General features: G+C 34.0%; 12 protein-coding genes and 1 pseudogene. 5 read left to right on the top strand and 8 right to left on the bottom strand.

The genetic code is table 11. From position 1 onward, the window contains the following. Positions 1–114: 114 nt before the first annotated feature. Positions 115–300, top strand: a complete 186-nt coding sequence (locus OQ292_RS21345; RefSeq protein ID WP_284686460.1) for a hypothetical protein — start codon at positions 115–117, stop codon at positions 298–300. Positions 301–351: 51 nt separating this feature from the next. On the opposite strand, the gene OQ292_RS21350 is transcribed toward OQ292_RS21345, so the two are convergent. Continuing rightward, on the bottom strand, positions 352–1,419 hold the full coding sequence (locus OQ292_RS21350; protein ID WP_284686461.1) for a hypothetical protein: 1,068 nt from the start codon (positions 1,417–1,419) through the stop codon (positions 352–354). A gap of 6 nt (positions 1,420–1,425) precedes the next feature. Next, positions 1,426–2,517: pseudogene (locus tag OQ292_RS21355) on the bottom strand (MBOAT family O-acyltransferase); the annotation flags it as partial. A 52-nt stretch (positions 2,518–2,569) separates the two neighbouring features. Between OQ292_RS21355 and OQ292_RS21360 the strand changes: the two are divergent. After that, entirely contained in the window at positions 2,570–2,851 is a 282-nt protein-coding gene (locus OQ292_RS21360) for a helix-turn-helix domain-containing protein (RefSeq protein WP_284686462.1), read from the top strand. Then, positions 2,848–3,579 carry an IS630 family transposase gene (locus OQ292_RS21365; RefSeq protein WP_284686463.1) on the top strand — a complete coding sequence of 244 codons (732 nt, stop codon included), beginning with the start codon at positions 2,848–2,850 and terminating at the stop codon, positions 3,577–3,579. Before OQ292_RS21360 ends, OQ292_RS21365 begins: the two co-directional genes overlap by 4 nt. Before the next feature lie 821 nt (positions 3,580–4,400). Here OQ292_RS21365 and OQ292_RS21375 read toward each other — a convergent pair. The 3 genes from OQ292_RS21375 to OQ292_RS21385 form a co-directional block, all read right to left on the bottom strand. Next, positions 4,401–5,447 (bottom strand): serine hydrolase domain-containing protein, encoded by a 1,047-nt coding sequence (locus tag OQ292_RS21375; protein ID WP_284686464.1) that lies wholly within the window; start codon positions 5,445–5,447, stop codon positions 4,401–4,403. A gap of 135 nt (positions 5,448–5,582) precedes the next feature. Next, on the bottom strand, positions 5,583–7,589 hold the full coding sequence (locus OQ292_RS21380; RefSeq protein ID WP_284686465.1) for a TonB-dependent receptor: 2,007 nt from the start codon (positions 7,587–7,589) through the stop codon (positions 5,583–5,585). Continuing rightward, positions 7,589–8,287 (bottom strand): NUDIX hydrolase, encoded by a 699-nt coding sequence (locus OQ292_RS21385; RefSeq protein ID WP_284686466.1) that lies wholly within the window; start codon positions 8,285–8,287, stop codon positions 7,589–7,591. The genes OQ292_RS21380 and OQ292_RS21385 overlap by 1 nt, the downstream gene beginning before the upstream one ends. Before the next feature lie 191 nt (positions 8,288–8,478). Between OQ292_RS21385 and OQ292_RS21390 the strand changes: the two genes are divergently transcribed. Then, positions 8,479–9,351, top strand: a complete 873-nt coding sequence (locus OQ292_RS21390) for a helix-turn-helix domain-containing protein (RefSeq protein WP_284686467.1) — start codon at positions 8,479–8,481, stop codon at positions 9,349–9,351. A 58-nt stretch (positions 9,352–9,409) separates the two neighbouring features. Here OQ292_RS21390 and OQ292_RS21395 read toward each other — a convergent pair whose 3' ends face one another. Next, positions 9,410–9,799 (bottom strand): rhodanese-like domain-containing protein, encoded by a 390-nt coding sequence (locus OQ292_RS21395; protein ID WP_284686468.1) that lies wholly within the window; start codon positions 9,797–9,799, stop codon positions 9,410–9,412. A gap of 29 nt (positions 9,800–9,828) precedes the next feature. After that, a complete protein-coding gene (locus OQ292_RS21400) occupies positions 9,829–10,197 on the bottom strand; it encodes a DsrE family protein (protein WP_284686469.1) in 369 nt (122 codons plus the stop codon). Between the two features lie 231 nt (positions 10,198–10,428). Here OQ292_RS21400 and OQ292_RS21405 point away from each other — a divergent pair, with 231 nt between their 5' ends. Further along, complete coding sequence (locus tag OQ292_RS21405) at positions 10,429–11,127, top strand: porin family protein (RefSeq protein WP_284686470.1); 699 nt, start codon at positions 10,429–10,431, stop codon at positions 11,125–11,127. A gap of 60 nt (positions 11,128–11,187) precedes the next feature. On the opposite strand, the gene OQ292_RS21410 is transcribed toward OQ292_RS21405, so the two are convergent. Then, positions 11,188–12,999, bottom strand: coding sequence for a sulfatase family protein (locus tag OQ292_RS21410; RefSeq protein WP_284686471.1), 1,812 nt, complete (start codon positions 12,997–12,999; stop codon positions 11,188–11,190). Positions 13,000–13,081: the final 82 nt, after the last annotated feature.

Raw genomic sequence — 13,081 nt, forward strand, 5'->3', positions numbered from 1 at the left:
TTATACTCCTAATAAGCAGGTTGGTGTAAAGATTTTCACTAGAGAAAAATCCATTTGCATATTTGAATTGTAGCAATACAACAATTACTTTTTTTAACTAAGATTTTATAAAAAATGCAAGATCAATTACCAGAAGAATGTGGCTCAGATCACAACGGAATGACTATTAAAGATTGGAAAAAGTATTACTCTTTTAGCATCGACATTGAGCATGATTCATACGAACCTGCTGCTGAAAATATGCCATACAGCCATACAAAGTATTTTGCAAAACCAGCAGGAAAAAGTTTAGGTAAGTGATCTTGTAACTAGATCACTTACCTATTATTATTTAAGTTGAAGAGATTCTAATCAATCTGTTTTTGTGAATTGTTCAGCTCTGTTGGATTCGAATATTTTTGCTAGCTCTTTTGTGTAAATCTTTGCCGCTGCTGTGTTCAAATGTGCATGATTAAAAGAAGTTTCAACCATCCAAAACTCTTTGTAATCATTTGGGTTAGACATATCGATAATTCTATTGGGTAAAGCTTCTTTTAAAGCTTGCATCTCGTTAATTGGGTTTAATCGGGGATGAACCGTAAAGATCAAGTTGATTCCCAATTCCTCAGATTTTGCCATTAACTCTTTTAAAACTTCTGCATGCGATGGATTGAAATTAGATGTATTATCCTCATTTTTCATCTCTTCTAAAATTGCTTGTTTTCTGCTTTCTAGTTGAGTGGTATCCTTAACAAAATCATTCCTTTGTTCGAGAAGCGATTTTTTGTTATGCTCACTTTTAGAAAGGGCGATCTCTTCTTCGTAACTTAAAAAACCATCTGAGTTTTTTCCCAACCAGATTTTTTTATCTGCACTATCGGATGAAAAGTTGATGTATCCGAAACCAAAGTATTTTAAAAACAATGGGATTGAAAAAATAGAATAAGAAGCTTTTCTTTTGAGAGTATAATCTTCTTTATCGTTTACATAGCCATATAGTCTTTTGGCATTTTTTAGAGACATCCAATACACAGATTTAGAAGATGTGCTATTCTCCCAAGAGACTCTGGTTAAAGGGAAAATCTCTAGAAACACAGTTTTTATAGACTTATCCTCTGAATTTTTATAGAAATCCAAAAATGATTCGTATTGCATATAAGTTTCAAATGATGTGTTACCGGGAGTACCTAGGTTAAAGCTATTAGTCTCTACACCATTTACTTGATTTACAGAATCGAAAGTAGCTGGAATTGTGTGGCGTAGCGTTCTACTCGAACCAAAAAACAAAGTGTTGTACGATGTTAAATTCTTTTTTAAATAGTTATATCGTGTCGTAAATCTATCTTCTGTAATTCTATTCGAGAAGATTAAGTTAAGCATCAAATTGATGAGTAGCACTGCCAAAACGAATGGCAGCACTTTGGTCTTTAGGGTTTTCATAGCTAATTAGAATTGAAAGTAAATAAATTCCTGTTCTCCACCTGTAAATCCGAAGAAGAGAATAATCATTACATAATACACCGTCCATCGTACGGCTTTTGGGTAGCTATTAAACATATCTTTAATTGAATATTCAGATTCTCTGCCAAGCCATTCTATCACTAAAAATACTGCTACAATTAGAAGTGTTACGATTGACTCTATTGGTAAAACTGGAACTGCAAATAGCGATTCTGAGAAGATTTCTCCTAGTATAGCAAAGGCATCTGTAACTGTATTAGCTCTAAAGAAAATCCAAGCTAAAACTGTTAGGCAAAATGTGATAATCATAGAAGAAGCCTCTCTTAATGTGGGAATTAACTTGCCTTTGGCGACTATTTCTAAGTTGCTTCTGTTCTTGTTTAAAAGTAAAAGTGGTAAGAAATAAATGGCGTTTAATGCTCCCCAAATTACAAATGTCCAGTTGGCTCCGTGCCACAATCCACTCACAATAAATATGATAAAGGTATTTCTCACTTTAAACAGTTTACTGCCTTTGCTGCCACCCAATGGAATGTATAAGTAATCTCTAAACCATGTTGAAAGCGAAATGTGCCATCTTCTCCAAAACTCTGCGATGTCTCTAGAGAAATATGGAGTTGCAAAGTTTTTCATCAGATCAAAACCGAAGAGTTTAGAAGTACCAATGGCGATGTCTGAATAACCTGAGAAATCTCCATAAATCTGGAATGTGAAGAACAATGCGCCAATAAATAATTCTAAACCTGAGTATTCTGCGTGATTGTTAAAAGCCATATTGGCGAATACTGCGCAGTTATTTGCTATTACTACTTTCTTAAACAAGCCCCATAAGATTTGTTTTAATCCGTCTGTAGCTTGTTGGCTGTTTATTTTTCTGCTTCTGTAAAATTGAGGTAATAGGTGAGTTGCTCTTTCGATAGGGCCTGCAACCAATTGCGGAAAGAAACAAACGAATGCTGAGAAAGCGATAAAATCGTTTGAAGGGTGTAGCTTTCTTCTATATACATCAATCGAATAACTTAAAGTTTGAAATGTGTAAAAGCTAATACCAACTGGTAAAATAATTTCTAGTGTATTAAGTAACTACAAAAAAGAAATAAAGTATTTAAAAAATAGATAGCTTTGTGTTATGAGACAACACCGATTTATCAAAGCAAGTAAAGAAGAAGTTGATTTATTAAAATCTCAACTAAAAAAACCAATGAGTCGACAGGAATCTGTTCGCATAGAAGGATTACTGCTGAGTATAAAAGGCTATACTATGGAGCAAATTGTAGATATATTAGAAGTAAATCGTGATACAATATCTCGTTGGTTTAACCGATGGGATCAAGGAAAAATGACCAATCTTGCTAATCTTCCTAAAAGTGGTCGTAGGCGTATTTATACAGAAACAGAAGAAAAAAAATGATCCAAAAAGCCTGTTTGGGCATCCAAAGGATAAAAGTATTTCTTCAAGAAGTGATCACTAGTACAGGTAAAAGTTGCCATATACAAACATTAAAGGGTATTTTCAAGAGGCATCGATTGGTATGGAAACGCTATAGAAAGAGCTTAAAACCAGAAAGAGATGAAGTACTTTTTGAGTTTTTCAAATCGGAATTAAGCTACCTAGAACAACAAGCAAAACAAGGAATAATAGACTTGATATTTATGGATGAATCGGGCTTTAACTTAAATCCAAATGTGCCCTATGGTTGGCAACCAATAGGACAGCAAATTTTGCTTCCTGCTAAACGCAGCTCAACTAATTGGACAGTTTTAGGTACGCTTAATATCCACAGTCAAAGCTTTTACGGTTATATGATGCCAGAGGCATGTACTGCAAAAACAGTAGTTGAAGTATTGTCTAATTTAAGCGAAAGAATCAATAAAAAAACGATAGTAATATTAGATAATGCCCCAGTGCATAAGGCAAAGATTGTAAAAGAAAAGTTAGTCGAATGGCGCAAAAAAGGACTTTACCTACAATTTATACCTGCCTATAGCCCTGAACTCAATAAAATAGAGATATTATGGAGACAGATGAAATATTATTGGTTAGAACCGAACGATTATCAATCTCAAAATACACTATACCAAAAAATTATTGAAATTCTTCAGAATTATGGATCTAAATACTCGATTTCTTTTTCTTAACTACTTAAAACCAATGGATGATTGTAAGGAGGGAATTGTTTCGTAAAGTGAATCAATAAAAAAATTGAAATACTTAAAGAAGCCAAGTGAACCTAAGTTAAATATTATGCTGGTCCAAAGTAAAGCTTTTCGTTTAACTACATTTTCTTGTGTAGCTAATGCCCTACCTATAGTATAATCGATTAGTGTGCTTAAAACAATTAAGGATAAAAACCGCCAGTCCCACCAGCCATAGAAGATATAACTGGCTATTAAGATGAGCAAATTCTGAACTTTTAAATTTTTATTAAAAATGTACCAGTACAGAACTAGCACTATAGGTAAGAAAATAGCGAAGTTAAGTGAATCAAATAACATTTGTACATTGTATTTAGTAAAAACTATACGAGCTAGTTAGTCTATCCAATCTTGGATGGAAATTACAATTGAGTTTGGAGACTAAGTAAGTCTAAAAAGTATGGTACATTTGAGATTGATTACAAAACATTTCAATTTACATCATTTCTTAAATGATGATTCGGTAATTATTTTATAGTATTCAAGTTCTTAAGTATCATTCATCGTTTAGATATCATATAAATCGATACTATGGTGAGTCTGTGATTTTAGACACTTATATTTGTCAATAGATTAGCAGGTAAATAGGTAATTGATGAATATACCTTAAATTTACGTTTTTACTCAATAAAGTTTACAATTTTATTGCTTTCATTTTTACTTGTTAACAAATTATGTAGTTAAAATGGGTTACATCTTTCATTAGGAGTTTTGGAAGTAAATAGGAGGAATATACAGCTAAAATAGTATGTTTCATAGGTTCATTATTCCTTATTTCTCTCACTAATAATTTTTACAATTCGGTTATAAATAATCTCAGATAATGGCCATGAATTTTCACCACTGGTGTTTACAAACTGAATTACTACTGTATCTAAATCTTTATAATAGCGAGCAATGCTTTGGTAGCCGGGTAAAAGTCCTGTATGTTCATATACATAGATTGATGAATAAATAGCTTGTTCCTCATCATTTAATAATGAACCATCATTTAAAGCTCTTAAAAAAACTCCCACATCTTGTATAGTTGCGACCATCGAGCCACCCGGAGTTACATAATCATTTGTCTTTATGTCTTTATCATAACCGACCGAATAACCACTGCTAACATCATCCAAATTTACCTCACTTAGTAAACTGTAAGTATGGATAAGCCCAAGTGGTTTTACAATCTCATTATGTATATATTGGTGGTGGCTATAACCTAACTCTTTATTGAGAATCTCACCGATTAATAGATAATTTGTATTTGAATAACTGTAATCACTATTTGGTTCAAAATCAGCGGGCATGTCATAAATCAGCGTAAGGGTTTCCTTATTGTCTTTGATTGGATTATCCCAAGGGTAATGCGAAAGGTCTGTAAAATTGGGGATACCACTACGATGCTGCACCAACATTCTTAAGGTAATTTTATTAGCATTCGCAATTCTTTTACTGAGTTCTGGTAGATATTCAGCCAGTGTTTTGTCTAGTGACAAAGTCTGATTATTTACCAATTTTGCCACAGCAGCAGCTATGTATAACTTGCTAATACTGGCAATTTTAAATAGTGCCTCAGGATCAGTAGGTATTTTATTCTCTCTATTTTTCCATCCGGCAGTGTGAAATTCTGGTGCTTTGCCTGCTTCATCTACATAAACTATAATACCATCAAAACCATATTCAATTGCATCGTTTGCTTGTTCCTGAATTGTATCGGGTAATGGGGTTATCCAAGCTCTTAATAAGATCCAAGGTACGAAAATCACCATGCAAGTGATTGCGACAATAGGCATGATGATTCTAAGAAGTAGTATTGTTCGTTTCATTTATTGGTTAAGTGGTATTTTGATGTTTCTATTATTAATAGTCGTGAAGAAGCTAAAAATATTACATTTTGTTAAACAAAATAGGCAAGTGCCAAAAATTCTGATACCTGCCTATAAACAATCAATTTATTAAACTTAAATTTTCCAAGTAATACCTGTCGTGAAATTTATCGGAGCTTGTACAAAATACAATGGCGTGCCATCAAGACCGATGTAACCATTCGAGATAATGGTTCTGTTAGTCAGGTTGTTTACACCTACTCTAAAATCTAAGGATTTGTAAGTATAGCTACCAAATATATCAATAGTAAAATAAGATGGAGTTTGGTAACTGTTCTCAAAATCGATATAAGATTTGCTTTGGTATTTAAAGAACATACCTGCTTGCAAAGCATTTTTCTGGAATCCTACAGATTGATTGACTATTACAGTAGGAGTGAGAATCGGTGAAAACTCAATTTCATTTTCTTGAATTCTATTATATGAGTAATATGATGTATTTGTATAATAGAAATCTTCTAAGATTTTCACTTTAAAATCTAGCTCCACACCGCTTCTAAAACTTTTAGCCACATTACTGTGCAGTGGGAGTCCATTTGGACCGTATTGACCATTTAGTACAATCTCATTTTTGAAATTCATGTAATAGACATTGGCCAATAAATGCCATTTGTCGTGCATCAATTTTACACCGGCTTCGTAATTTTGAACTTCTTCTGGTTCCACATTGGTAAATGCGGCACTGCCATCTTCATTGGCTAGTAAATCGTCTTCACCATTAAACAAATCGTTACGAGTAGGTTCTCTGCCAGAAGTTCCAAAACTTGCGTAAATACTTGTTTCTTCATCTAAGAAATAGCTTACACCCACTTTTGGATTGATAAAATTCCAACTAATTTGCTCGAAATCAACAGAACCTTCGTAATCGAAATTGGTGTGTCTATATTGCACATCACCAAATAGTACAAAGTTATTGATTGAATATCTGGTCTTAACAAAAGTGCTAAATTCATTTTTGTAACCAGTATTTTCATACAGTTTTCCTAGTGATCTTTCTGAACCTATATGTCTCCGGTTAAAGGTATTTAAATGGATACCTGCATCTATTTTAAGGTTGTCTAAATACCAATTGATGTTACTGAAATAGCCAATAAAATTATGTCTAAAATCGTAGTTGTACATCTCTTCGGTTGATGGAAAACCAAGGAAATTATTCAAGTCAAAATCGTAATTGCCATCCAGAAAATTATAGTACACCGTGTTGTTAAGCACTAAGTTTTTATCAAGCGTCCAAGAGTGTTGTAGGCTCATTAAACCTTGTAAAAAGTTATCGTGTTCATCTGAGTCTGCATTGGTTCTAGGCTCTTTGTAAATTGTGTCGAGTGGTACACCGATCCAAGCTAATTCATTTTTTTGATTACCAATAAAGCCAGTAAATTTTAATTGATGCTTTTCTTTAAAAAGACCTGCACTCAAAAAAGCAGAGTTTGACTCATTACCAGAATGGTACTTATAACCATCTGAGTTAAGGTGAGAAACTCTAGCATAAATGGCCTTATTGTTTTGTAAACCACTATTGTACTCAGCAAAAAGCCTATAAGTATTAAATGAGCCATAGTTAGCACCCACTACCATCGACTGCTTAGCCAGCAAATTTGGAGATTGAAAATTGATGCTTCCTGCATAACTGGCTACTCCATTTGTACTTGTACCAACTCCACGCTGAATTTGAATAGAATTGATTGAGTTAAAGAAATCTGGATAATTGGAGAAATAAGCTCCTTGATCTTCAGGCTCGTTTAGTGGAATTCCATCCAAAGTCATATTTACCCTAGTTTGGTCGATACCTCTCAACCTAAAGTATGAGTAACCTTGGTAGTTTCCTGCATCAGAATAAGAATTGATGGATGGAGTATAGCTTAAAATAATAGATGGCTCTTGCCCAGTGTTTAACAAATCAATCTCTTTTTTAGAGATGTTTTTATAGGTAACCGGTGTGCTTTCGTAAGCTCTGTAAGCTTGAATTGTTGTTTCCTTCAGAAAGATGGTATCTGTTGGCTCATTGGTAATCACAATATCATCACTTTGGCTATAACTTGCCAGTGAGACTAACACTAGTAAAAATGTAAATATGTTTTTCATTAGATTTCGAAGTTAAAACCACTGCTTTGCAGCTCGTTGTATTTCTTTTTGTCGAACATTAAATATCTAGGGGCTCTGTGGGGTACATTTTCCATTTTCTCATTTAGCTGTGTTAAAAGCCCCGTTTTCATCATTTTGTTACTGAAATTCCGGCGATCAAATTTTACATCTAGTATAGATTCATAAAGTAATTGTAATTGGGGCATGGTAAATTTTTTATCGAGTAGTTCGAACCCAATTGGCTGATACCTAATTTTCCCTTTAATTCTGTTTTGTGCAATGCGAAGAATTAAATCGTGGTCGAAAGCTAGAGCAGGAATGTCTTTAATTTTAAACCACTGAGCTTTTATGGCATCATCACCAGCGAGTAATTGGTAGTCTGAAGTTTTTACCAAAGCAAAAAAAGCGATGCTAATTACTCTGCCTCTAGGATCTCGGTTAACATCACTAAAAGTGTAAAGCTGTTCAATAAACACGTCTTTTATTCCTGTTTCTTCAGACAGTTCACGTTTAGCACCTTCTTCTGCACTTTCATCCATTTGCACGAAACCACCCGGAAAAGCCCATTTTCCTTTGTATGGTTCAATACCTCTCTCAATAAGCAAAATATTGAGATCGACACCATCAAAACCAAAAATTACACAGTCTGTAGTAACTGATGGTCTGGGATATTCATAACAATATTTTTTTGAATCCATAATTTCAATGTGTTATATAAACACAAAGTAAAATGGATAAAATGATAAATCCTAATTCTTTGTGTTTTATTTACACATTGATAAGTTGGCTAAGTTATAACAGTGTGCACAGTAAGTTTGGGAGGTGTTTTTATAGGAGTTAAGTTATAATTTTATTAAATTGGTTTACACTAATTACACCTCAATAGCAAATGTTTGATTCGTATAAACACTTCTTAGAAACTCCGGGATACCATAAAATTATTGGAGAAGATTATCTGATTGTAGAATTCAAATGTCCGATTAAGGAAGAACTATTTGATGCTTGGTCTGAATGCCACAGTGTAATATATGTGCTAAATGGACAAAAAAAATGGATTACACCATCTAATGAGTTTTTGGTGAAAGAAGATCAATCCATTTTTGTGAGAAAGGGTGCTTTTAAAAATCAACAGTATTTTGAAGAGAGTTTTTGTGTTTTGATGTTTTTTATGAAGGATGATTTTATTAAAAGGTGTATGGATAGCGACATTGAGAAAGAAATGACGGCTTTGCAAAGGGTAGACCATCCAGAGTTTATCTATAGAATAAATGTGGAAGAAAGTTTACGAGTGTTGTATCATTCCTTTTTTTCTTATCTCAAACAACCGCAGGAAATTCCCCAGAAAATTATAGAATTAAAATTTAGGGAGATGTTGATGAACATTTGTCTAGATCCGGGAAATAGAGAAATTAAAAATGTGCTATATACGCTGGCATCAAACTCTGGTTATACTATTGAACAAGTAATGGAAGAACAGTATATCTACAACCTAAAAGTGGAAGAATATGCCAGACTTTGTGGAAAAAGCGCATCATCATTTAAGAGATATTTTAAAAAGGTGTATGATACAACGCCCGCCAAATGGTTGCAAACAAAGAGGTTAAACCTTGCTCGTGAATTGCTGCTCTCTACAGATTTTACAGTGCAGGAAATTTGTTACGATTGCGGTTTCGAAAGCGATTCTCATTTTATCCGAAGTTTTAAGGCAGAATATGGAGTTACGCCAAATGCTTGGCGAGTTAGCAAAACACAAACAGTTTAAAAGAAAAGTATCCATCAATAACAAACTCAGTCATTGGTGGATACTTTTATGAATTTTTCTATATCAGTTGATTTTCTTCTTGCGATTTTTTTAGCTTTTTCCAAGCGGAATGTCCGCCTTCTAAGTTGTAAACTCGTTTCACTCCGTTTTCCTGCGCATGTATAGCTGCCATGTAAGACATTACACCACCTGTACAAGCAAATAAGAAGGGACCTTCGCCATTCAAAATAGACTCCGGTTTTTGCTTTCTTTGGTCAATCTGTTTTTTAACTTCATCTAAAGGAATATTAATCGCAGTAGGGATTTCTCCTTGACTTTCAATTCCTTGTGGAGGTCTTACATCGATGATGGTAAACTCTCCTTTGGCTATTACTTCGTCTAGTTGTGCTGAAGTAATTTGCTCAATAATTTCATTAGAATAGTGAACTTTTGATTTTTTATCTTCCATGATATTATGCTTTAAAATTGGATAGAATGTTAAATAGAGATAGTTTCTGCGCCTTCAAGAATTAGTTGGTGCAATGCTGGTGAACCGACCAATTCTACTTGATCGATTAAATCTTCGGGTGTGTAGCCTCTTACAGCCGAACAAGGTGGACAAACCATAATTCTACATCTGTTTTCTATAACAGTTTCGATCATGTCTTTCATGGTTGGGTCTTTGGGGTTGAGATGTGCGTGATTGTAAGCGCCTTTTCTTACCCAATCTACACCTGAACTTACCAAGAAGATGCTTACTTCTAATCCGCTTTTAATACCTCCATTGGCGATGCTCCATGCTACAGATGCTCTTTCGTCGTCCATTCCTTTGCTGATCAATACTACTACTTTCTTTTTTGTGCTCATGATTTCTATATTTTTTTTAATGATTATATTACAAAGTAAGCGGGATTGAAGCAGACCGGGTGTCCTGTAAGGTTCAAGGAATTGACTGAGAAGGTCAGTTTGAAAAAATTGCTAAAAATTGTAAGAAAGGTATCTAAAAGTGAATACTACTAATAATTAATATCACTATTTATAGTTAGTAATAGTATAATTCTAATATACTTTTAAGCTAAACTATAAAACACTAGAAAATTGAAATATTTATATAGCACATTACTACTTCTATTTATTCTTTCTGTTCAAAAGGCATCATTACTACATGCACAAAATTTCTATTTGACAGGTGGCGTAAACTTTTCAAAATTGGCACAATACAAAGAAGACCAAGCATTAGAACCAAATAGGTTATTAAGACCTGGGTTTAGTATTGGCTCAACGGTAGATTTAAAAATAAGTGAGAAACTTTCATTTATGCCAAGTTTACTTTTTTCATTAAAAAGAGAAACACAAGAAATAAATTATTACTTACCAGCATCTTTTTTTGATGAAAATGATGAGTTAGGAGTCGTGAATGTCGGATATAAATCATCGATTAATGAATTTTATTTAGATGTGCCCTTACCTTTAAAAATGAAATTACCCATAGGGAAATTAGATTTTTATGGTATAGCTGGTCCTTATCTAGGTTTTTTTTTATTTGAATCTTCAAAAACTGAATATGATCCTAATCTAGCATCATTAGAAACTGAAGAATTACAAAGTGAGCCTTTTTCGAATAGGTTAGACTATGGGATTAAGTTAGGGGCAGGCTTAGATTTAAAATCATATTTAGTTCAAGTTTCTTATGATTATGGACTTTATCGTAAAATGAAATATGAATTTGAAGATTTTGATGTCACACAAACATTAAGAAACTCATTTCTGAATTTTACTTTTGCCTATAAGCTATAGGTTAATTTAAATGGCAAAGTAGAATATAATTCACTTTGCCATTTCTGAATAGTTTTATGGTTAATGAGGTTTTGGGCTTCTTTGCAAATTATTTATACTGACTCTCATATCGTAGATTTTCCCTTTAAAAACATTCACCTCACCATTCGGTAAAATTCGATCTCGTACTAATCCACAAGAAAAATACCCCGGTTGTATTTTGGTATAGTCTTCTTTGAATTCAGATGTTAAAACCTCTTTATCATTATATTTCAGTGTCAACTTTCCTGCTTGCGTCAACCTTAATAATAAATGCCCTTTAGTCTCATCTAAAGTTTTGCTTTCTAGCTTTTGCCCATTTTTCAGGTTAATTCCAATTTTATTATTTTGAGCAAAAAGATGAAACCTACCGAAGTAATCGCAAAGCACTCCATTTTGCTCTAAACCATCTATATAGGCAGATATATAAAGCGTATCTGGGTTCCATTTGGTTCTATCAAAAGATTGATTGCTTACACTCAAATTTTGTTCAACTTGGTAAGATCTATCGAAGAAAGTAGGTAAACTGCCATGCAAAATCATGCTTTCAGATTCTCCTTGCTTTTGAAGTTCATCTTCTAAGATTTGTTGTAACTCTTTAAGCTTTTGGGCATGATCCGGCTGCTTAACCAAATTGTTAAGCTCCCACGTATCTGAATTAATGTCGTACAACTCTTCCGGAGGTCTGTAACTGTAGCGATGTAATAAACTCTTTGTCGCTTCATCTTTCATTGCCTTTTCTATCCAAGAGTCAAAATAAAAATGATCTTGCTCTACTTTGTCTATATGTGTGATAAAACGTACTCCCGGAAAGTAGTTTTTAATGTAGTGAAAGCCTTCTTTAGTGATGATAGTCCGTGAGGGAACATAGTTATACCAAAAGTGTGGCTCTACAGAAGTTTCGGCAAATGCATACTCTCTGTGTTCTTCTTTGTTTCCTAGCAATACATCTTTAAAACTGTTACCATCTAATTCTGACACAGCTTCACCGCCTGCCAAGTCGATAAGTGTAGGAGTGAGGTCGGTTAAAGAAATGAGTGCATCAGAAACAGCTCCCTTTTTAATTCTCTCTGGCCAACGAACTACAAAAGGAATATTTAAGCCTTGTTTGTAAGTTGTCCATTTTGCAGATGGAAACTGAGGCCCTTGGTCAGAGAAAAACATAAATACAGTGTTATCTTGCTGACCTGTATCGTCTAAAGCATGCATGAGCTCTCCAAGCAAATTATCAGCAGCAGAAATACTTTGGTAGTAAGCAGCCAAGGCTTCTCTTGTAGCTTCTGTGTCTACCAGATATTTTGGAAGAGTGAGTTTCTTCGGATCAAAGTCTTCATTATTGAGCCAAGGTACATGAGGTAACCAAGTTGAGACAATCAAACAGATTGGTTGTTCACCCTCTTTTTTAAAGTTGTATTTAATAAACTGACTGCTTATATGTTGTGGGTCGTCTCGGTTACTAACTGGAAAATATTTACCAAAATACTCACCTATGTGTTCAAAATCAGGTTGTGGGTAAACATCTACCTTACCTGCAATTACTACCCGATAGCCTAATTTCTTTAAATAATCAGGTAGTGTTTTTGTGTTGGGTTGTAAGGCAAAATGGTTCATTTGCGAACCATTTCTAAAAGGATAAAGCCCTGTAAACATATTACTTCTCGAAGGTGCACACATAGGAGTAGCCGCGTAGGCAGAGGTAAAACGTATACCTTCATTTGCCAATCTGTCCATATTGGGCGTGTGTACATCTCGGTTTCCATAACACCCTACATCCATCTGACTTTGATCGTCGCTGATGAATATAATAATGTTTGGCTTAGTTTGCTGCGCCAGTAGATAGGGCGCGTTCATCATAATAAAAAAAATTGTTAATTGTAAATTTAGCTTGTATTTCATAGACTAAATATAAGCTATTTAGCCATTTACAAAAATTGAT

The organism is Chondrinema litorale, from assembly GCF_026250525.1.
GTDB lineage: Bacteria > Bacteroidota > Bacteroidia > Cytophagales > Flammeovirgaceae > Chondrinema > Chondrinema litorale.

Bases quoted from the DNA above. Each gene is read 5' to 3' on its own strand.
- OQ292_RS21400 (WP_284686469.1), bottom strand. From the start codon at position 10,197: ATGAGCACAAAAAAGAAAGTAGTAGTATTGATCAGCAAAGGAATGGAC.
- OQ292_RS21345 (WP_284686460.1), top strand. From the start codon at position 115: ATGCAAGATCAATTACCAGAAGAATGTGGCTCAGATCACAACGGAATG.
- OQ292_RS21390 (WP_284686467.1), top strand. From the start codon at position 8,479: ATGTTTGATTCGTATAAACACTTCTTAGAAACTCCGGGATACCATAAA.
- OQ292_RS21385 (WP_284686466.1), bottom strand. From the start codon at position 8,287: ATGGATTCAAAAAAATATTGTTATGAATATCCCAGACCATCAGTTACT.
- OQ292_RS21395 (WP_284686468.1), bottom strand. From the start codon at position 9,799: ATGGAAGATAAAAAATCAAAAGTTCACTATTCTAATGAAATTATTGAG.
- OQ292_RS21410 (WP_284686471.1), bottom strand. From the start codon at position 12,999: ATGATGAACGCGCCCTATCTACTGGCGCAGCAAACTAAGCCAAACATT.
- OQ292_RS21360 (WP_284686462.1), top strand. From the start codon at position 2,570: ATGAGACAACACCGATTTATCAAAGCAAGTAAAGAAGAAGTTGATTTA.
- OQ292_RS21350 (WP_284686461.1), bottom strand. From the start codon at position 1,419: ATGAAAACCCTAAAGACCAAAGTGCTGCCATTCGTTTTGGCAGTGCTA.
- OQ292_RS21365 (WP_284686463.1), top strand. From the start codon at position 2,848: ATGATCCAAAAAGCCTGTTTGGGCATCCAAAGGATAAAAGTATTTCTT.
- OQ292_RS21375 (WP_284686464.1), bottom strand. From the start codon at position 5,447: ATGAAACGAACAATACTACTTCTTAGAATCATCATGCCTATTGTCGCA.
- OQ292_RS21380 (WP_284686465.1), bottom strand. From the start codon at position 7,589: ATGAAAAACATATTTACATTTTTACTAGTGTTAGTCTCACTGGCAAGT.